This window comes from Agromyces cavernae (assembly GCF_021044935.1).
GTDB lineage: Bacteria > Actinomycetota > Actinomycetes > Actinomycetales > Microbacteriaceae > Agromyces > Agromyces cavernae.
In genome coordinates this window covers 528,558-547,304 of sequence record NZ_JAJNMP010000001.1, presented here as the reverse complement: position 1 = coordinate 547,304, position 18,747 = coordinate 528,558, and the positions used below count along the sequence as shown (strand labels likewise).

The 18,747-nt window shown below is 70.9% G+C and carries 18 protein-coding genes and 1 pseudogene; 9 read left to right on the top strand and 10 right to left on the bottom strand.

Going from position 1 to position 18,747, the window contains the following annotated elements; genetic code table 11:
- Window positions 1-74: 74 nt before the first annotated feature.
- Window positions 75-731 carry a dienelactone hydrolase family protein gene (locus LQ757_RS02515; RefSeq protein WP_231045623.1) on the bottom strand — a complete coding sequence of 219 codons (657 nt, stop codon included), beginning with the start codon at window positions 729-731 and terminating at the stop codon, window positions 75-77.
- A 303-nt stretch (window positions 732-1,034) separates the two neighbouring features.
- On the opposite strand from LQ757_RS02515, the gene LQ757_RS02510 reads away from it, so the two are divergent.
- The 6 genes and pseudogenes from LQ757_RS02510 to LQ757_RS02485 all read left to right on the top strand — a co-directional run bounded on the left by LQ757_RS02510 (window position 1,035) and on the right by LQ757_RS02485 (window position 7,566).
- On the top strand, window positions 1,035-2,477 hold the full coding sequence (locus LQ757_RS02510) for an HNH endonuclease signature motif containing protein (protein ID WP_231045622.1): 1,443 nt from the start codon (window positions 1,035-1,037) through the stop codon (window positions 2,475-2,477).
- Between the two features lie 150 nt (window positions 2,478-2,627).
- Window positions 2,628-3,668, top strand: coding sequence for a 2-phospho-L-lactate transferase (cofD, locus tag LQ757_RS02505; protein WP_231045621.1), 1,041 nt, complete (start codon window positions 2,628-2,630; stop codon window positions 3,666-3,668).
- A gap of 174 nt (window positions 3,669-3,842) precedes the next feature.
- Window positions 3,843-4,946 carry a putative F420-0 ABC transporter substrate-binding protein gene (locus LQ757_RS02500; protein ID WP_231045620.1) on the top strand — a complete coding sequence of 368 codons (1,104 nt, stop codon included), beginning with the start codon at window positions 3,843-3,845 and terminating at the stop codon, window positions 4,944-4,946.
- Window positions 4,947-5,203: 257 nt separating this feature from the next.
- Entirely contained in the window at window positions 5,204-6,241 is a 1,038-nt protein-coding gene (locus tag LQ757_RS02495) for a putative F420-0 ABC transporter permease subunit (protein ID WP_231046295.1), read from the top strand.
- Window positions 6,238-6,849, top strand: a pseudogene (locus LQ757_RS02490) (ABC transporter ATP-binding protein); the annotation flags it as partial. The gene LQ757_RS02495 and the pseudogene LQ757_RS02490, both read left to right, overlap by 4 nt.
- A 222-nt stretch (window positions 6,850-7,071) precedes the next feature.
- Window positions 7,072-7,566: a nucleoside/nucleotide kinase family protein gene (locus tag LQ757_RS02485; RefSeq protein WP_231045618.1), complete on the top strand. Its 495-nt coding sequence runs from the start codon at window positions 7,072-7,074 to the stop codon at window positions 7,564-7,566.
- 3 nt (window positions 7,567-7,569) lie between these two features.
- Here the strand turns inward: LQ757_RS02485 and LQ757_RS02480 are convergent, their stop codons facing one another.
- From LQ757_RS02480 to LQ757_RS02470, 3 genes are all read right to left on the bottom strand, one after another.
- A complete protein-coding gene (locus LQ757_RS02480) occupies window positions 7,570-8,469 on the bottom strand; it encodes an ABC transporter permease (RefSeq protein ID WP_255680987.1) in 900 nt (299 codons plus the stop codon).
- Window positions 8,459-9,385: an ABC transporter ATP-binding protein gene (locus LQ757_RS02475; RefSeq protein ID WP_231046293.1), complete on the bottom strand. Its 927-nt coding sequence runs from the start codon at window positions 9,383-9,385 to the stop codon at window positions 8,459-8,461. The genes LQ757_RS02480 and LQ757_RS02475 overlap by 11 nt, the downstream gene beginning before the upstream one ends.
- 77 nt (window positions 9,386-9,462) lie before the next feature.
- Complete coding sequence (locus LQ757_RS02470) at window positions 9,463-10,782, bottom strand: LolA family protein (protein ID WP_231045617.1); 1,320 nt, start codon at window positions 10,780-10,782, stop codon at window positions 9,463-9,465.
- A gap of 154 nt (window positions 10,783-10,936) precedes the next feature.
- Here LQ757_RS02470 and ggt point away from each other — a divergent pair, with 154 nt between their 5' ends.
- Window positions 10,937-12,766, top strand: a complete 1,830-nt coding sequence (gene ggt, locus LQ757_RS02465) for a gamma-glutamyltransferase (protein WP_231045616.1) — start codon at window positions 10,937-10,939, stop codon at window positions 12,764-12,766.
- Window positions 12,767-13,037: 271 nt separating this feature from the next.
- On the opposite strand, the gene LQ757_RS02460 is transcribed toward ggt, so the two are convergent.
- Both LQ757_RS02460 and LQ757_RS02455 read right to left on the bottom strand, forming a co-directional pair.
- Complete coding sequence (locus LQ757_RS02460) at window positions 13,038-13,406, bottom strand: DUF2200 domain-containing protein (protein WP_231045615.1); 369 nt, start codon at window positions 13,404-13,406, stop codon at window positions 13,038-13,040.
- A 174-nt stretch (window positions 13,407-13,580) separates the two neighbouring features.
- Window positions 13,581-13,961, bottom strand: a complete 381-nt coding sequence (locus tag LQ757_RS02455) for a hypothetical protein (protein WP_231045614.1) — start codon at window positions 13,959-13,961, stop codon at window positions 13,581-13,583.
- Window positions 13,962-14,240: 279 nt separating this feature from the next.
- Between LQ757_RS02455 and LQ757_RS02450 the strand changes: the two genes are divergently transcribed.
- Both LQ757_RS02450 and LQ757_RS02445 read left to right on the top strand, forming a co-directional pair.
- Window positions 14,241-14,798 carry a DUF805 domain-containing protein gene (locus tag LQ757_RS02450; RefSeq protein ID WP_231045613.1) on the top strand — a complete coding sequence of 186 codons (558 nt, stop codon included), beginning with the start codon at window positions 14,241-14,243 and terminating at the stop codon, window positions 14,796-14,798.
- A gap of 141 nt (window positions 14,799-14,939) precedes the next feature.
- A complete protein-coding gene (locus tag LQ757_RS02445; RefSeq protein WP_231045612.1) occupies window positions 14,940-15,329 on the top strand; it encodes an MmcQ/YjbR family DNA-binding protein in 390 nt (129 codons plus the stop codon).
- A 17-nt stretch (window positions 15,330-15,346) separates the two neighbouring features.
- On the opposite strand, the gene LQ757_RS02440 is transcribed toward LQ757_RS02445, so the two are convergent.
- The 4 genes from LQ757_RS02440 to LQ757_RS02425 all read right to left on the bottom strand — a co-directional run bounded on the left by LQ757_RS02440 (window position 15,347) and on the right by LQ757_RS02425 (window position 18,666).
- The gene (locus tag LQ757_RS02440; RefSeq protein ID WP_231045611.1) at window positions 15,347-15,808 is read right to left on the bottom strand and encodes an SRPBCC domain-containing protein; all 462 of its coding nucleotides are present in this window, start codon (window positions 15,806-15,808) and stop codon (window positions 15,347-15,349) included.
- 76 nt (window positions 15,809-15,884) lie between these two features.
- A complete protein-coding gene (gene fgd / locus LQ757_RS02435) occupies window positions 15,885-16,907 on the bottom strand; it encodes a glucose-6-phosphate dehydrogenase (coenzyme-F420) (RefSeq protein ID WP_231045610.1) in 1,023 nt (340 codons plus the stop codon).
- Window positions 16,907-17,671, bottom strand: coding sequence for a CofC family guanylyltransferase (locus LQ757_RS02430; RefSeq protein WP_231045609.1), 765 nt, complete (start codon window positions 17,669-17,671; stop codon window positions 16,907-16,909). The genes fgd and LQ757_RS02430 overlap by 1 nt, the downstream gene beginning before the upstream one ends.
- Window positions 17,668-18,666 (bottom strand): TIGR03557 family F420-dependent LLM class oxidoreductase, encoded by a 999-nt coding sequence (locus LQ757_RS02425; RefSeq protein WP_308195538.1) that lies wholly within the window; start codon window positions 18,664-18,666, stop codon window positions 17,668-17,670. The genes LQ757_RS02430 and LQ757_RS02425 overlap by 4 nt, the downstream gene beginning before the upstream one ends.
- Window positions 18,667-18,747 lie beyond the last annotated feature (81 nt).

The window sequence follows — 18,747 nt, the reverse complement described above, 5'->3', positions numbered from 1 at the left end:
GTTGCGGCTCGAACACCAGAGCGAGCGGATGCCCCGGCACGCGCCGCGCATCCACTGAGCGCTCAGCGGCGGTCTCAGTGCTCGATGAGCCGGCTCAGGAACCAGTCGCGCGCGACCTCGGCCACGTGCTCGAGCGCCCCCGCCTCCTCGAAGAGGTGAGTCGCGCCGGGCACCACGGTTAGTTCGACCGGACAGCGCAGCTGCGCGAGCGCGACGCGGTTGAGTTCGAGCACCTGCCGGTCGGCGCCGCCGACGATGAGCAGCGTGGGCGCCGTGACGAGTTCGAGGCGGTGACCGGCCAGGTCGGGGCGTCCGCCGCGAGAGACGACCGCGCCGATGCCGGCGCCCGGTTCCGCGGCTGCCCACAGCGCTGCTCCGGCACCCGTGCTCGCGCCGAAGAATCCGACCGGGAGTTCGGCGGCCTCGGGGCGGGTGCGCAGCCAGCGCACCGCGGAGACGAGTCGGCGTCCGAGGAGCGGGATGTCGAAGACGTTCGCACGATCCAGCTCCTCGGCCGGGAGGAGCAGGTCGAGCAGCAGCGTGCCGATTCGCACGTCATGCAACATGTCGGCGACATACCGGTTGCGGCGACTGTGCCGACTGCTGCCGCTGCCGTGGGCGAACACGACGAACGCGCGGGTCTGCGCCGGCACGTGCAGGGTCGCGCCGAGGTGGATGCCCTCGTGCGGCACCTCGACCTCCGACGCCTTCGCTGCCCGTTCGGTGGCCACGCTTCAATGCTCCCGCGCCGGATGCCGCAGGGGAAGGGTTCTGGCATCGGATGCTGCATGCCGGGAACGAGCGCCCGCAGTCGGGTTTCCCCAAGGCAAGCGCCCAACCTTCTGATGTAGACGCCCATTCGACGGTGACGTCCTCTTCGACGGCATACGGATGTCCGGGCCGCGGCTGTCACCTGGTGGTGACTTGTCCTCCACAGGTGGACTTCGCGCCGAGTTTTCCACAGGCTGTTTCCGCCGATCAGCGCTCATTTCTGTCGCGGCCCGAATGTCAGTGGGTGGGTACAGAATCGAAGCATGGAACACCCGCCGCCCCCACTCGCCGTGCTCGAGCGCGACCTCGACGCGCTGCGGGCTGCGTGGGCCGGCAGCCAGCCCGCGTTCGGCGGCGCCGCCGGCGGGCTGCAGGTACAGGTCGAGCAGATGAGCGACGCCGGGCTCGTACAGGTCACCGAGCTGATCGCGAGGGCCCGCCGTGACGCCGACGCCCTCATGGCCCGGGTCGCCGCCGAGATCGCCCGCCGTTCCGACCGTGAGTTCGGTGAGGTCGGGCTCGCAAAGGCGCAGGGGTTCCACAACCCGGTGCGGTTGATCGCGGCGACCACCGGTGCATCCCGGGGCGACGCGGCGAAGCTGATCGCAGTCGGCGTTGCGACCGCCGAACGGGCCTCGTTCACCGGCGGCCGTCTGCCATCGAAGCACCCGCACGTCGCCGACGCCCTCGAACGCGCCGCGATCAGCGTCGACGCAGCCTCCGCGATCACGTCCATGCTCGACCGGGTCGCGCTGCGTGCCGACCCCGAGCACGCACGGCTGACCGAGGCCGCACTGGTCTGCCTCGCCTCGCAGGTGCCGCTCGAGACCCTGCAGCGCGGGGTGCGTGAGGCCGAGGCCCGCCTCGACGCCGACGGCGTCGAACCCCGCGACGAGCTGCTCCGCCAAGAACGTTCCCTCACGATCCGCGAACAGGGCAACGGCATGGTGCACCTGCACGCCCGCCTCGACCCCGAAACCGCCGCGCCCATCAAAGCCGCGATCGAAGCGCTCGTCACCGACGTGCTGCGTCGCCGCGACCCCTCCGGTGAGCGTGACAGCGGACGCGACGGTGCCGGTGCCGATCCCGACAACCCGGCCGGGCCAATTGTCGAAGACCTGCGCACCATCCCGCAGATCCAAGCCGACGCGCTCGCGATGCTCGCGCAGCACACCCTCGGCTGCCGCACCACCCTGCCGCCCCTGGCCAAGACCACCGTCATCGTCCGCATGAACCTCGACGCCCTGATCGACGGGCTCGGGCACGCGAGCATCGACGGGCTCGACCAGTCCATCCCGGCGAGCACGGCCCGCCGGATGGCCGCCGACGCCGAACTCATCCCCGCCGTCCTCGGCGGCGACAGCCTCCCCCTCGATCTCGGTCGCGGCGCCCGCTACTTCACCAGAGCGCAACGCCTCGCCCTCACCGAGCGCGACGGCGGTTGTGCCTCATGCAACCAGAACATCGGCTACGTCGACGCCCACCACATCCGCTGGTGGCACCGCGACACCGGGCCCACCGACCTCAGCAACGGGGTCATGCTCTGCTCGTTCTGCCACCACCGAATACACCGCGAAGGCTGGCAGATCCAGGCCGGCCCAACCAAGGTCTGGTTCATCCCACCTCCACACGTCGATCCCGCCCGAACGCCACGACTCGGCGGGAGGGCCCGATTCGCCCTGCCCGACACGGCGACCGCCGCGTAGGCGCCGAGAGCCGCGACGGGGATGGTGCCGAGGTGGCGGCGGAAACAGGCCCTGTTCAGACTCGACTTCGTGAGAGAGGATGTCGCCGCTCGTTGGCCCGGCGCTCGCATGCCTCGTTGGAAGTCGAAGCGACGCCGGTAGCGTGGCAGGGTGCAGATCACGGTGCTCGCGGGCGGTGTCGGGGGCGCGCGCTTCGTGCGCGGCGTACGCGAAGAGGTGCGACGGCGATGGCCCGACGGAGGTGGCAGGAGTGAGGCATCCTTTCGACGGGCTCAGGACAGCGCCGTCACGGTCGTCGTGAACACCGGCGACGACCTCTGGCTCGCGGGCGTGCGCCTGATGCCCGACTTCGACTCGCTGCTCTACTCGCTCGCCGGGGTGAACGATGCCGAGCGGGGCTGGGGCCGGGCCGGGGAGACCGAGCGTGTCGCCGCCGAGCTGCGCGAATGGGGCGTCGGCTGGCCGTGGTTCACACTCGGCGACCTCGACCTCGGCACCCACCTCGCCCGCACCTCGTGGCTGCGCGAGGGCCTCACCCCGTCGCAGGTCGGCGAGCGCCTGCAGCGTCGTTGGCCGCTCGGCGTCCGGCTGATCCCCGCGACCGACAGCGAGGTCGACACGCACGTGCTCGTCGCCGACCCCGACGCGCCGGGTGGCCGGCGCGAGCTGCACTTCCAGGAGTGGTGGACGCGGCATCGGGCGACGCTCCCCGCACTCGCATTCGAGCAGCGGAACATCGACGATGCCTGCCCGGCACCCGGCGTCGTCGAAGCGATCGCCACTGCCGACCTCGTGCTGTTCGCACCGTCGAACCCGGTCGTCTCGATCGGCACGATCCTCTCGATCCCGGGCATCCGCGATGCCCTCGCCGAGACCCGCGCACCGGTCGTCGGCGTCTCACCCATCATCGCCGGCAAGGTCGTCCGCGGCATGGCCGACGCGTGCCTTCCGGTGATCGGCGTCGAGACGAGCGCCGAGGCGGTCGGGCGCCACTACGGCGCGCGCGCGTCGGGCGGCCTGCTCGACGGGTGGCTCGTCGACGAGACGGATGCCCCGGCGGTGGCGTCGCTCGAAGGGGCCGGCCTCGTCGCGAGATCCGTGCCGCTCTGGATGCGCGATCTCGAGACGTCGGCCGCCCTCGCGGGCGCCGCCATCGACCTCGGCGCGGCGCTCAGGCCAGCCGGTTCCTAGGCGACTCAGCGCGATGCCGCGATGTCGTGCACCCGGGCTCGCCCTCACCCGCCGCGACGGGTCTACGATGGAGACGACCGCCGGTCTGGATCTGACCGGTGTGAGTGGCCCGGGATTGGGTCGCGAGTCGCCGACACCGTCGGAATGTCACTTGCACACCGTCCCGGAGGTTCCATGCCCGCTCGCCCGTCCCGTTCCTCGAACGCCGCCCGTTCGTCGAACGCCGCCCGTTCCTCGAACGCCGCCCGTTCGTCGAACGCCGCCCGTCCCTCGGTTCGTACGACTCGACTTCGCGCGCTCGCCGCGACCGCCGTCCCGATCGCCGCGCTGCTGCTCGCCGGCTGCGCGGGCAACTCCACCGCGTCGCCCGACGGCGCGCGAGCGAGCACCGACACCGGGTCATCCGGTTACCCGCTCACGATCGACAACTGCGGCACCGAGGTGACGTTCGAATCGGCACCCGAGCGCGTCGTCACCGTCAAGTCGTCGACGCTCGAGCTCATGCTCGCGCTCGGACTCGAGGACCGCGTCGTCGGCAGCGCGTTCAGCGACGGTCCCGTCCCCGAGGAACTCGCCGAAGCGGCATCCGGCGTCGACGTGCTCTCCGACAAGGTGCCGTCGCAGGAGGCGACGCTCGCCACCGAACCCGACCTCGTCTTCGCCGGCTGGGAGTCGAACCTGTCGGCCGAGGGCGCGGGCGACCGCGACACGCTCGCGAAGCTCGGCGTCGCAAGCTACGTGGCGCCCGCCGCGTGCAAGGGCGCGGGCTACATGCCGAACCCGCTCACCTTCGACGAGGTCTTCCGCGAGTTCGAGGAGGCCGGTGCGATCTTCGGCGTTCCGGATGCCGCGACCGAGCTCGTCGCACAGCAGCGAACCGAACTCGACGCGATCGAGCCGAACACCGACGGCCTCACGGCGCTCTGGTACAGCTCGGGCGACGACACCCCGTACGTGGGCGCGGGTATCGGGGCACCGCAGATGATCATGCAGGCAGCCGGACTCGAGAACGTCGCCGCCGACGTCGAGGACACCTGGACGGCGATGGGGTGGGAGGCGATCGTGGCGGCGAACCCCGACGTGATCGTGCTGGTCGACGCCGCCTGGAACACCGCGCGGCAGAAGGTCGAGCTCCTCGAGGCGAACGCCGCGACCGCGGCGCTGCCCGCCGTGCAGCAGCAGCGGTACCTCGTGGTCGACTTCCCCGCCACCGAGGCGGGCGTGCGCAACGTCGGCGCAGTGGCGTCGCTCGTCGACCAGTTGGAGGCGCTCGGCTGATGTCGCGCCCCACCCCGCCCGTCACGCCGGTCACGCCCGTCACGCCCGTCACGGCTCGGCGCGTTCCGAAAACAGGAAGACGCGCCGACGCGGCACCGGAAACAGGCGCCAGCGGCCCCTCCGAGCAGCCGCTTCCTGTTTTCGTGACGACGGCGGATGACGCGGGCGCGGGCAGGCGCGGAACGGGAAGCGGCGCGGGGGCGGGCGCGGGAACGGTCAGGCGCGGTGCGGGAACGCCGGCGGGCGCGAAGCGCAGCGTGCCCACGGGAGCGTGGGCCGTGGGGCTCGTCGCCCTGCTCGGGGCATCCATCGTCGTCGCGGTCACGATCGGGCCCGCCGGACTCGCCCCCGCCGACGTGTTCGCGAGCATCGCCGCACACCTCGGCATCGGCGAGCCGACGCTCAGTCCCCTGCGCGACGGGATCGTGTGGGAGCTGCGGATGCCCCGCGTGCTCACCGCAGCGGCGGTCGGCGCGGGCCTCGCGCTGTGCGGCGCCGTGATGCAGGCGCTCACGCGCAACCCCCTCGCCGACCCCTACCTGCTCGGCCTCTCGTCAGGTGCGTCGGTCGGAGCGGTCATCGTGATCGTGCTCGGCGTCGGCCTTCTGCTGCCGTTCGCGGCGTTCGTCGGTGCGCTCGTCGCACTTGCGGCGACGCTCGCACTCGCGGCGGGCGCGGGCGGCGGCCGCGCGGGGAGCCTGGGAGGCGCTGGCGGCTCGCTCACCCCCACTCGCACGGTGCTCGCGGGCCTCGCGGTGGCATCGGTGTTCGGCGCCGTGACGAGCCTCGTCATCTTCTGGAGCGCGACCGGCGACAGCTACCGCGAGATCCTCAACTGGCTGCTCGGCTCGCTCGCGGGCACCGACTGGACCTCGGTCGCGATCGCGGGCGGCGCGGTCCTCGTCATCGGCATCCCGCTGCTCACGAGCGCGAAGACGCTCGACGCCTTCGCGTTCGGCGACACCGCCGCGGCGGCACTCGGGGTGCACGTCGGCCGCAGTCGCGCGCTGCTGCTCACCGCGACCGCGCTGCTCACCGGAGCACTCGTCGCCGTGAGCGGATCGATCGGTTTCGTGGGCCTCATCCTGCCGCACGGGGTGCGGCTCATCGTCGGCTCGCGACATCGAGCCCTGCTGCCCCTCTCGGCCCTGGCCGGGGCGATCTTCCTCCTATGGGTCGACACCGGCGCGCGAACGCTCTTCGACCCGCGCGAACTGCCGGTCGGCATCCTCACTGCCCTCATCGGCGGACCGGTGTTCGCCCTGCTCCTGCTGCGGAACCGGGGGCTGCGATGACCGACGCCCGCAAGGCCGACGCCCTGCATGTCGACCGGGTGCGCTTCACCCGCGGCAACCGCCTCATCATCGACGACCTCGACTGCACCGTTCCCGCCGGCGCGGTCGGTGCATTGCTCGGCCCGAACGGTGCCGGTAAGAGCACGCTGCTGCACCTGATCGCCGGAGTCGAACGGGCCGACGCCGGTGCCGCGCGGTTCGGCGAGCGCGATCTCGCCAAGATGCGCCGACGTGAACGGGCGCGCGTGATCGCGCTCGCAGAGCAGGAAGTGACGGATGCCCCGGGCCTCACGGTCGCCGAGGTCGTCGCCCTCGGGCGCACCCCGCACCTCGGCGCCTTCGCCGGACCGAGCGAGCGTGATCGGGCGATCGTCGCGCGGGGGCTCGAGGACGCCGGGCTGCTCGACCTCGCCCACCGCGACTACGGTTCGCTGTCGGGCGGCGAGCGCCAGCGGGTCAACCTCGCGCGGGCGCTCGCGCAGGAGCCCGAGCTGCTGCTGCTCGACGAGCCGACGAACCACCTCGATATCCGCGCGCAGCTCATGATGCTCGGGCTCGTGCGCGAGCTGGCGCGCGGTGGCCTCACCGTGCTCGCCGCGCTGCACGACCTCTCGCTCGCGGCCGCCTACGCCGACCATGTCGTGGTGCTCGCCGAGGGGCGGGTGGTCGCCGCAGGCGACCCGCACGCGGTGCTGACACCCGAGCTCATCCGCGACGTGTGGCGCGTCGAGGCATCCGTCATCGAGCACCCGGCGACCGGCCGCCCGCTCATCGCGTACGCCGGCATCGCGGCGCCCCTGCCCATGCCCCTGCAGGCGTAGCCTGAAGTCATGCCCCGGCCGTTCCGGATCCAGAACCGCACCGAGATGCTCGACGGCATCGTCGACGAGTTCCTGCACAACTCTCCGCGCGGCAGGCGCCTGATCGCCGTCGACGGCGCCGATGACGCCCGGGCCGCCGGCTTCGCCGACGACCTCGCCGAACGGCTCGAGGCTGCTGGCCAGCATGTCCTGCGCGTGTCGGTCGGCGACGTCGACGAGGCCACCCTGCGCACGACCACGGTCGAGCCGTTCCGCGCCGGCACGCTTCCCGGCGAAGAGCCCGACACGGTCCTCATCATCGACGGCCGCGGTCTGCTCACGGTGTCGGCGCGCGGCATGTGGCACTTCTCGCTCTGGACGCTCGCGGGCGACGAGCTGCCGCACGCCGGGGCATCCGTCATCGTCGACGTCACCGACGACGACGCGCCGACCCGCTACTTCTACGACTACTGCGCGCTGCCGCCGAGCGTCGGCGATCGCACCGTCGCGGCGCGCACGTCGTAACGACTACGACAGCACGTCCTTCGTGACCATGCGGCTCACCGCGAGCGCGCCGAACACCACGAGGTAGCCGGCCTGCAGCAGCGCGTTGTCGGCGAAGTTGTCCCATACCGGCGGCTCACGCAGCACGTCGGCGAATCCGAGCCAGTACTCGGTGAAGAGCCACGGATGCAGCCACTCGAGTTGCGGCAGGGCGCCCAGGATCTGCGCGACCACGGCCAGGATCGCCGTCGCGGCCATCGCCCCCACCGGCACCGTCGTGAGCGTCGAGAGGAACAGGCCGATCGCCGACATGCCGAGCAGCGACACGGTGACGTACGCGGCGATGGCCAGGAATCGCACCAGCCCCTCGCCGACGCTCACCGACGCGCCCGACAGCAGGGTCATGGGACCGACCGGGAACAGCGCCCAGCCGATGAGCGTGCCCACGACGACGACCGTGAGCGTCGCCGCGGCGCAGAACACGGCCGTGGCGGCGTACTTCACGATGAGCAGGCGGATGCGGCCCGCCGGCGCGATGAGCAGGTAGCGCAGGGTGCCGTGACTCGCCTCGCCCGCGATGGTGTCGCCCGCGACGACGCCGATCGTGAGCGGCAGGAACAGGGGGATCGCCACGATCATCGCCGTGACACCGACGAAGAGGCCGTTCTCGGTGATCTGCCCGAGGAACGCGGGGCCGCGCCCGCTCGGCGCATCGCCCGCGATGCGGATGGCCACGGCGATGAGGATCGGGATGAGCGCGAGCGCGCCGAGCAGGGCCCACGTGCGGCGACGCCGGAACAGCGTGAGCAGTTCGGAGGCGAAGAGCGAGAGTGTGCCGCCGGCAGCGGGAGCGCCGGCGGATGCGGGTCTCGATACGCCGGCTTCGCCGTCCACTCGACCGGCGGATGCAGCTTCACTGGACAACGTCGAACCCCTCACCGGTGAGCTCGACGAACCGCTGTTCTAGGCTCGCGCGCTCGACCTCGAACCCGCGCACCCGCACCCCGTCGGCCACGAGCGCCGCGACGATGGCCTCGGGCGCGACATCCGACGACGCGAACCGGGCCGCCACGGCGGCGCCGCCGAGTTCGCCGTCGACGTCCATGCCGAGCCGGACCAGCACGCGTCGCGCCGCAGCCCCGTCGGGCGTCTGCACGAGCACGCGCGCCTCGCCGGCGGCGCGGAACTCCTCGAGCGTGCCCTGCGCCACGAGCCGACCCGCGCTCATGACCCCCACGTGCGAGCACACCTGCTCGACCTCGGCGAGCAGGTGACTCGACACGAACACGGTCGTTCCGTCGTCGGCGAGCGAGCGGATGAGGGCGCGCACCTCGCGGGTGCCCTGGGGGTCGAGCCCGTTCGTGGGTTCGTCGAGCACGAGCAGCTCGCGCCGCATGAGCAGGGCGTTGGCGATGCCGAGCCGCTGCTTCATGCCGAGTGAGTACGCGTGCACCTTCTTGCGACCGGCGTGCGAGAGCCCGACCCGGTCGAGCGCCTCGTCGACCCGGGCCGAGCGCGTGCGGCGGGGCGCGTGCCGGTCGGCGGCGTCGAACCGGTGCAGGTTCGCGACGCCCGAGAGGTAGGGCGAGAAGGCCGGGCCCTCGACGAGGGCACCCACGCGCGGCAGCACCGAGTCGACGTGCCGCGGCATGTCGGCGCCGAGCACCCGCGCGCCGCCGGCGCTCGCCGCGACGAGGCCGAGCAGCATGCGGATGGTGGTCGTCTTGCCCGACCCGTTCGGGCCGAGGAACCCGAAGACGGCACCGCGCGGCACCGCGAGGTCGACGCCGTCGACGGCGACCTGCGAACGGAATCGCTTGGTGAGACCGTGTGTCTCGATCGCGAGGTCGGTGCCGTTCGTGAGGTCGGGTGCGGTGGCGTCACCGACCGTGCCGGCGCCCGCGCGCGACCCGTCGGTCAACGCCCGCTCGCCGCGGCGTCGAGCAGTCGTTCTGCGGTGACGGCTCCGACGAGCACGCGCCCGTCGTCGGTGACGAGCACGGTCACGAGCGAGGTCTGCAGGATGCGCCCGCCGTCGACCGGCTGGGTGAGCGTGCCGAGCAGCGCGGCGCCGTCCTGAGCCTGTCGAAGGGATGCGTCGGGGCCGAGGCCCTGCGCCGCACCGGCACCGGTCACGGCCGTCGGGAGCACGACGACGGTCGACCAGCCCTCGCCGATGACTTCGGGCCGGGACATCCGATCGCTGGGCTCGCCGGTGCCCGCAGCGTGCTCGGCCTTCATCTGCTCGAGCTCGGCGAGCGTCGGGATCGGCACCTCGTGCTCGGTCACGGCGGTGCCCTCAGGGGGCGTGAACGCGAACACCGACGCATCGGGCGCTTCGAAGGAGACCTCGGTGAACGCGACGCTGAACGCGGGCTCGCTCGCCCCGCGCGCCGTCACCGACGCGGCGAGCGCGACGCCCGTCTCGCCGTCGATCGCCACCGTGATCTCGCCGACGAGGGTGTCGGCGTCGCGCGGTTCGAGCACGAGTTCGTACACCTCGCGACCCGCGACGCGGGCGTCGGTGCCGACGCTCACCTCGGTCGTCTCATCGAGCTTCGCGAGCGCCTGGTCGAGCACCTCGTCGGGGGTCGGCAGCGGGGTTCCGAGTTCGGCCTCGAGCCGCTTGCGCGCCTCGTCGGCGTGGGCTTCGGCCTGCGCCGAGGCCTCGGCCTTCAGCGCGTCGAGTGCGGCACGGTCGACCGTGAAGTGCGTGGCCGCCTGCTCGCGGGAGTCGTAGATCCATGCGCCCTCGTCGGTGAGGTAGACGTTGCGTTCGGCGAGGTCGTCGAGCACCTGCAGTCTCGCATTCGAGCCGTCGATGTACACGCGAGCGGTGTGCGTGCCGGTGATGAGCGAGACGAGGTCGTCGAGATCGGTGGCGGATGCCGCGTCACCGGCTGACCCGTCACCGCTCGCGTCGCCCCGGCCACCGGGGCCGCCGTCGGAGCCGAACCCGTCGCTGCCGCCGGCACCGCCGCCCATCGTGCCGGTGAGGCCCGACAGGTCGGGGAGCCCGAGCTCGGAGGTCTGCTCGATGGTGCCCGACAGGGCGTCGACCTCGCTCGCCGCCGCGAACTCGACGAGCTCGGCAGGGGTGAGATCGGGCAGGTCGACGGCGGCATTCGCCTGCATCGGCACGACCACGACGGCGACGCCGATCGCGATCGGCGCGGCGATGGCGGGGATCCAGCGGCTCAGCCGCCGAGACGCCCCGGAGCCGTGGTGGGCGGGCATGCGTTCAGGCTACGCCGCCGCCGGGACATCCGTATCGATCGGCGGCGAACACTCAGGATCGGGGCCGGTCTCGACACGTGACCATTGCCCTCGGCGCGGACGCGGGCTACGGTGAGGGGCATCGTCGCCGTTGTACCCAGTTCGGGGGGTTCTCATGGTCCACGTCACTCATCGCACCGCGTCTCGCGGCCGTCGTTCCGCGTTCCGCGGTCTGAGTCTCGCACTCGGTGCCGCGTTGGCCGTCGGCGCCGTCGCCGTCGGCGCGCCGGCATCTGCAGCGGGGCGTCCCGCGCCGCCGGCACCGTCGACCTCGACCGGGCACGGCGGCGCCGTGTCATCCGTCGACGCCGAAGCGAGCGCGGTCGGCCTCGAGGTGCTGCGCAAGGGCGGCAACGCGGCCGACGCCGCCGTCGCCACGGCTGCGGCGCTCGGCGTCACCGAGCCCTACAGTGCGGGCATCGGCGGCGGCGGGTACTTCGTGTACTTCGACGCCGCCACCGGCGAGGTCACCACGATCGACGGGCGCGAGACGGCGCCCTCCGCCATGCCGACCGACGCGTTCATCAACCCGGCCACCGGTGCGCCCTACCCGTTCGCCGACGCCGTCTCGTCGGGCCTCTCGGTCGGGGTGCCGGGCACCGTCGCGACGTGGGAGGCCGCGCTCGACCGGTTCGGCACCGAGTCGCTGAAGGAGATGCTGAAGCCGTCGATCCTGCTCGCGACGCGCGGGTTCAGGGTCGACTCCACCTTCGCCCAGCAGACTGCCGCCAACCAGGCCCGGTTCGCGGCGTTCCCCGCCACGGCCGACCTGTTCCTCCCGAACGGCGCTCCGCCCGTCGTGGGCTCGACGTTCACGAACCCCGACCTGGCGAAGACGCTGCGTGAGATCGCGCTGCGCGGCACCGACGCGTTCTACGAGGGCGCGATCGCCGACGAGATCGCCGCCATCGCGCAGGACCCGCAGACCGATCCGGCGGCCACCCTTCCCGCGTTCCCGGGGTTCTTGACGGCCGGCGACCTCGCCGACTACACCGTGCTCGAGCAGGATCCGACGCACGTGGAGTACCGCGGGCTCGACGTCTACGGCATGGCACCGTCGTCGTCCGGCGGCACGACCGTCGGCGAGTCGCTGAACATCCTCGAGAACTACGACCTCGCGGGCAGCGACACCGCTCAGAGCCTGCACCTCTACCTTGAGGCCACCGCGCACGCGTTCGCCGATCGCAACGCCTACGTCGGCGACCCGGCCTTCGTCGACGTGCCGACCGACACCCTGCTCAGCCAGGACTTCGCCGACGCGCGCGCCTGCGTGATCGACCCCGATGCCGCATCGGTCAAGCCCGTCGCGCCCGCACCGCTCGACGCGGCCGGCTGCGACGTGGCGGCGCTCGAGGAGCAGGCCGACACCGAGAACATCTCGACCACCCACCTCTCGGTGGTCGACCAGTGGGGCAACGCGGTCGCGTACACGCTCACGATCGAGCAGACCGGCGGCTCCGGCATGACGGTGCCGGGTCGCGGGTTCCTGCTGAACAACGAGTTGACTGACTTCAACTTCGCACCGATCAGGGAGAACGATCCGAACCTCGTCGAGCCCGGCAAGCGCCCGCGGTCGTCGATGTCGCCCACGATCGTGCTCGATGGCGGCGACGTGCGGTTCGTGGTCGGCTCGCCCGGCGGATCGATGATCATCACGACCGTCACGCAGGTGCTGATGAACCGGATCGACCTTGGGATGACCCTGCCCGAGGCGGTGGCGGCGCCCCGCGCGTCGCAGCGGAACACGGCGGCCGTCTCAGCCGAGCAGGCGTTCCGCGACGCCTTCGAGGCCCAGCTGACCCCGTACGGTCACCAGTTCTCGACGGCGGCCGAGATCGGTGCGGTGGCCGCCATCGAGGTCGATGCCGACGGGCTCATGACCGCCGTGGCGGAACCCGTGCGACGGGGCGGTGGCACCGGCCTGGTGCTCGACCCGGCACCCTGACCGTATCCAGGCTCGCTGCGCCCCGATCCGGCTCGCTTCGCCCAGAGCGGTGCTCAGCGATCAGCAGGGCGGCGGGTCGGTCGGGACGCCGATCGGCCGCCCTGCACGCTCGACCTCTGTGCGCGCGAAGCGTTCACGAACGCGGAACTGGTCGCGGAGTCTCGGCGAGGATGTGGATGGTTGGGGATCCCTTGAAGTGTTTGGCCGCAGGTTATCGATGTCCGATGACCGATCTCCATGCGCAAGGGCGCAGCTCGCGGGCTGAGCCCGGTCAGGTCTTCGCGGTCGCCGGTGTGCGCAGGATCGACGTCATCCTCTTGCCCCGCGCGACCTCGTCGACGAGCTTGTCCATCCAGCGGATCTGCTGCATGAGCGGGTCCTCGATGTGCTCGACGCGCATTCCGCAGATGACGCCCGTGATGAGTGACGCGTTCGGGTTCATGCCGGGAGCCTCGGCAAAGAACGTCCGGAGGTCGACATCGTCGGTGATGGCCTTCTCGAGCCCCGCGTCGTCGTAGCCGGTGAGCCACGTGAGGACCTCGTCGAGCTCGGCGCGTGTGTGCTCCTTGCGCTCGACTTTCTCGACGTAGAGCGGATAGATGCCCGCGAACTTCAGCCGGAAGACGCGCTCGCTGTCCATGCCTGCCTCCTACGTCACAACGTGCCGAGACCCATTCTGTCAAAGCGTCGAGGCGCAGCTGGCCGCGACAGAGGGGGTCGGTGCGCAACCGAGCGGTGGCTCGCAGTAACCAAGGCCGCGCTCCCCTCCGAAGCCGACCTCGCTCGAGTCATTCCGGAGACGGATTCCGCCCTTCTAGCGGTTGAGCTTGTCGACCTCCGCGATGATGTCGAGACGCGTGAGAAGGAGGTCGCCCGCGCTGGACATAGCCGAAATCGCGAAGAGCGTGACAGCTGCCGCAATCAGGACGAACGCCGCGATCGGCAGGGGTCTGTATCCTCGCCTGACCGTGAGAACGACCGCGGTGATCGCGCTGAGGATGGCGATCGTCTGACCGGCCACGGTGGCAAAAGCCATTCGGAGCGCACCGTCTACGGTGAGCGCACCATAGCTGTTCAGCAAAACGGTTAGCGCAACTGGGACCACGATGACACCCACGATGAGAATGGCCCCGCGGCTGATACGACGAGAACGATTCGCAACTGCCGGCTGCTCCGTTGCGGCGGGGACGGTCATGCGTCCGACCATATCGTCGTGGGGCGCCCTCATCTCCACTTGATCGCAACGATTTGGGAACCCCGAACGTGTCTCACGGTAGTGGCGCGGTCCCGTGGCTCCGCTCCACCGAGCCGCATCGCCTGCGAAGCTACTCTGGACTCGTCACTGCGCCGTATCGAGACCCGCTTGGCGTATGCTCACGGGCCGCCAACATCAGCGGTGCGGCGGCAATATCGGCTATGGTGCGCGGCGTGTCGTAGATAGACTTCGGCTGCCGATCTGCACGACACCCCGACGATGCCGCGGCCCGCCCTGATCGCCTGGAGTCCGATGCACACGGTCTACGACGCCCCCGCCCATGAACCCGCCACGCTCGACCTCCCGTTCTACGGCGCGTCGTTCGGCGCATCGGTGCGCAGGTTCTTCCGCAAGTACGCCGTGTTCACCGGACGTGCCAGCCGAAGCGAGTTCTGGTGGGCGATGCTGTTCCAGTACATCGTGGGCACGATCGCCGGAGCCGTCCTCACGGTCGTCGTGATCGCCGTGATGGCCTCGGTCATCGTGGGCGCGGACCAGACTGACCCAGCCGCCACGGTGCTCGAAGCAACTGTGGCGTCGACCGTGGTCATGGTCGTCGGGCTGGCAGCGTTCACTCTGCCGCTGCTCCTGCCGTCGATCGCGGTCACGGTGCGCCGGCTCCACGACACGAACCGCTCAGGATGGTGGTACCTGATCTCCCTCATCCCGTTCGGCGGCTACGCACTCTACGTCTTCGCGGCGCTGGAGACCGATGCAGCCGGCAGTCGATTCGACTCGCAACGCTCGCTGCCACAGCTGGAGCACACCGCATCCTGATCTGAGGCGCAGAACCCGTACTTGCTCCGACATGGTTGCGGCCGAGGCCGGGCTGAACAGTACCCAGGGGAGCGACCGACATGAGGGCCGTCAATTGACCCCTCGCGTCTCCCTGTCGGCAGTGCGGCATAGTCTCTATCGGTGGCCACCCTCGATGACTTACGCCGCACCGCGCTCGGGCTGCCCGGTGGCGAGGAGCGCTCGACGACCGGCGGAGCCGCTTGGTTCGTTCGGGGCAAGCTGTTCGCGTGGGAGTGCCATCCTTGGCCGAGCATCCCTGCAGACATGCGCGAGATCATCGCGGCCGAGCTTGTCATCGGGGTGAAGGTCGCCGACCGCATCGATGCGCTCGCTCTTGTCGAGATGGCTCCCGAGGTGTTCCTGCGCACCACGACCACGTGGGGCGAGCCGAAGGTTGCATTCCGCATGGCCGGCATCGACGAGGACCATCTTGCCGAGCTCGTGACGGAGGCGTGGCGCGTACAGGCTCCGAAGTATCTGCGGCGGGAACTCGACGACGTCGGTTCTTAGAGGATCCGATGTGCGTCTTAGGGTTCGAGATAGGCGGCGAGGTTCGACAACGAGGAAGTTAGACCCTCGGCGTGGTCGCGGGCGCGAATCCCCTCCGGCACTTCTCGCGCCTCAAACTCGACCGTTGTCCCTTCGCTATCGCTGTGCAGGCTCCACTCCATTCGCATCGTTCCCTGGAACGCGGGATCGCCCGACTCGAATTCGACCTCCTGCACAACCCGTTCCCCAGGAATGATTCGCGCTATCCGCACCTCGCCCACATCAGAGTCGGATGAAGTCTTACCAGGCGCGCCCGACCCATCGTCATACGTCAGTACCAACCGGTAGGAGCCGCCATCGCGCATGTCGAACCGCTCGAACTGACCGCGCATACCCTTCGGTGGCAACCACTGCACGAGTGCCTCAGGAGTGGTGAGGGCAGAAAACACCCGCTCCTGATCGGAATGAATCAGAAGACTCGCTCGATCCGTTCTGCTCATGTTCTGACACTAGCCACCCCCGTGCCATCCGCCTGGCCCTGCGCGGGACGCCGACCGGCCGCCCTGCACCTCGATTTCAGAGCGCGCGCAGCCGGGGCGCGAGGTCGCGTGCGAACAGCTCTTGGAACCGCAACTGGTCGTGCCCCGGCGCGTGGAACACCAGGTGGTTGAAGCCCCAGTCGACGTACTGCTTGACGCCCGCGACGACCTCGTCGGGGTCGCTGCCGACGATCCAGCGCTTGGCGATCTGCTCGATGGGCAGGGCGTCTGCGGCAGCTTCCATCTCGACCGGGTCGGTGATCGAGTGCTTCTGCTCTGCGGTGAGCGACAGGGGCGACCAGAATCGCGTGTTCTCGAGGGCTGCCGTGGCGTCGGTGTCGTACGAGACCTTGATCTCGATCATGCGGTCGAGCGCGTCGAACGAGCGGTCGTCGCCGCGCGCGGCGAGCCCCTCCTTCACGGCAGGGATCAGCTGGTCGACGTAGAGCTCGGCTCCCTTGCCCGACGTGCAGATGAACCCGTCGCCGGCGCGGCCGGCGTACCTCGCCACGGTCGGCCCGCCCGCTGCGATGTACACCGGCACCGGGGCATCCGGCCGGTCGTAGATCGACGCGTCATGCGTCGAGTAGTACTCGCCCTCGAAGTTGACGCGCTCGTCCTTCCACAGCTCGCGCATCAACCGCACCGACTCGCGCAGCCTGGCGAACCGCTCGCGGAACTCGGGCCAGTCCTGCTCGCCCGCGCCGCGGAATCCGGTCGCGATCTCGTTGAGCGCCTCGCCCGTGCCGAAGCCGGCGATGATGCGCCCGGGGTAGAGCACGCCGAGCGACGCGAACGCCTGCGCGAGCACCGCCGGGTTGTACCGGAACGTCGGCGTCATCACGCTCGTGCCGATCCTGATGCTCGACGTGCGCTCGCCCACGGCCGCCATCCACGCGAGCGAGAACGGGGCGTGGCCGCCCGCGTGCCGCCACGGCTGGAAGTGGTCGCTCGTGAACACCGACTCGAAGCCGTTGGCCTCAGCGGCGACCGCGATCTCGACGAGCTCGCGCGGCGCGAACTGCTCGGCCGAGGCCTTGTATCCGAGGGTGAGCGTCATCAGGTTCCCTTTCGATCGGCGAGGTGCGCGACGACTTCGGCGGTGTGATCGCCGACTCCATGGTGCAGCACGGCTTCGAGCGCGTCGACCGTGTCGACGTCGCGCGTGAGTCCGGTGAGGTCGGATGCCGCGAGCTCGACGAACCCCGCAGCGAGGTGCCGCGCTGCGGAGTCGGGGCCGAAGTGCGGCTCGAACGCGGCGGCTCCGGATGCACCGGCCGGCGCGGCGGTCGCGAGGGTCGTGCCCGTTCCGTCGGCGTCGCGCACGAAGGCGAGCGGATGCCGCGACGCGGCGTCGAGGGCAGCATCGAGCTCCTCGGGGCGAAGGGCGGGCAGGTCGCCCAGCAGCACCGCGATGCCCGGCTGCTGGTCGAGGAGCGAAGCGTCGCGAGACCCCGCCGGAGCTCGCGCCTCAGCCGGGTTTCGAGACGGGCGCTGCGCGCCCTCCTCAACCAGCGGATGTCGTGCGTGGGCGATGCCGTGCGCGATCGCGCGGACGAGGCTGCGCGGCCCTTCCTCGGGCTCGGCGAGGAACTCCGCCTCGCCCGCGAGCGCCGGATCGTCGCCGACCACGATGACCCGCGCGACCGAGCGTGCCGCGAGCGCGGCCGCGATGGTGTCGAGCGCGAACGCCCTCGCGAGCATCGCCCGGGCGTCGTCGGCCACGGCCGGGGCGAGTCGCGTCTTCGCCGTAGGCGCTCCCTTCACGGGGATCACGACCGTCCACGGAATCGGCGCGGCCGCAGCATCCGCCGCCCCGGTCACGAACGCAACCCGGGCAGCACCTCGCGGCCGAACACCTCGAGGAACTCGCGCTGGTCGCGACCGGCGTTGTGCAGGTAGATGCGGTCGAAGCCGAGGTCGAGGTGACGCTGGATCGCCGCGCGGTGCACGTCGGGGTCGGCCGAGACCACCATGCGGTCGGTGAAGTCCTCGGGTCGCACGGTTCGCGCGAACTGCTCGAACTCGAACGGCGAGCGGATGTCGCTGCGCGGGAACCGCATGCCGCCGTTCGGCCACTCGGTGAGCGCGTTGCGCATCGCCACCTCGTCGGTCGCGGCCCACGACAGGTGCAACTGCAGCACCTTCGACATCGTGTCGGCGTTGCGGCCGCTCTCGCGCGCTCCCTCGCGGAACCGGGTGAGCAGCGTCGCGAGCTTCTCGAGCGGAGCGCCCGTGGTGATCATGCCGTCGACCGTGCGACCGGCGCGGCGTGCGGTGATCGGCCCCGATGCGGCGACGAGGATCGGCGGGGCGACGGCCGGCATGGTCCACAGCCGGGCCGCCTCGAGGGTGAAGTGCGGGCCCGAGTGTCGTACGTCGCGGCCGGCGATCGACCCGGCGAAGAGCTTCCTGATGAGGTCGACGGCCTCGAACATGCGGTTGATGCGCTCGGGCGCCTCGGGCCAGTACTCGCCGACGACGTGCTCGTTGAGCGCATCGCCCGAGCCGATGCCGAGCCAGGTTCGCTCGGGATAGAGCGCCGCCTGGGTCGCGGCGGCCTGTGCGACCACAGCGGGATGCATGCGGAACGTCGGCGTCGTCACGCCCGGGCCGAGATCGGCCGTCGTGCGCGCGCCGATGGCCGCGAGCACACTCCAGACGAACGACGACTCGCCCTGCGACGGCACCCACGGCTGGAAGTGGTCGCTTGCCATCGTGCCGCGGAACCCGTGCGCTTCGGCGAGCGCGGCGTATTCGACCGCCTCGGCAGGAGGGAAGCGCTCGAGCATCGCGGCGTATCCGATGTGGGCTGGCACCCCTCCATCCTCGCGCAACCGCCGGTCGAGTAGCGACGGAGGAGCGTATCGAGACCTCGTCGCCGGGTCTCGATACGGCGC

What these genes read in the sequence shown, in the direction of transcription:
- LQ757_RS02510 (WP_231045622.1), top strand. Translation starts at nt 1,035, where the DNA reads ATGGAACACCCGCCGCCCCCACTCGCCGTGCTCGAGCGCGACCTCGAC.
- LQ757_RS02500 (WP_231045620.1), top strand. Translation starts at nt 3,843, where the DNA reads ATGCCCGCTCGCCCGTCCCGTTCCTCGAACGCCGCCCGTTCGTCGAAC.
- LQ757_RS02485 (WP_231045618.1), top strand. Translation starts at nt 7,072, where the DNA reads ATGCCCCGGCCGTTCCGGATCCAGAACCGCACCGAGATGCTCGACGGC.
- LQ757_RS02470 (WP_231045617.1), bottom strand. Translation starts at nt 10,782, where the DNA reads ATGCCCGCCCACCACGGCTCCGGGGCGTCTCGGCGGCTGAGCCGCTGG.
- ggt (WP_231045616.1), top strand. Translation starts at nt 10,937, where the DNA reads ATGGTCCACGTCACTCATCGCACCGCGTCTCGCGGCCGTCGTTCCGCG.
- LQ757_RS02460 (WP_231045615.1), bottom strand. Translation starts at nt 13,406, where the DNA reads ATGGACAGCGAGCGCGTCTTCCGGCTGAAGTTCGCGGGCATCTATCCG.
- LQ757_RS02455 (WP_231045614.1), bottom strand. Translation starts at nt 13,961, where the DNA reads ATGACCGTCCCCGCCGCAACGGAGCAGCCGGCAGTTGCGAATCGTTCT.
- LQ757_RS02450 (WP_231045613.1), top strand. Translation starts at nt 14,241, where the DNA reads ATGCCGCGGCCCGCCCTGATCGCCTGGAGTCCGATGCACACGGTCTAC.
- LQ757_RS02440 (WP_231045611.1), bottom strand. Translation starts at nt 15,808, where the DNA reads ATGAGCAGAACGGATCGAGCGAGTCTTCTGATTCATTCCGATCAGGAG.
- fgd (WP_231045610.1), bottom strand. Translation starts at nt 16,907, where the DNA reads ATGACGCTCACCCTCGGATACAAGGCCTCGGCCGAGCAGTTCGCGCCG.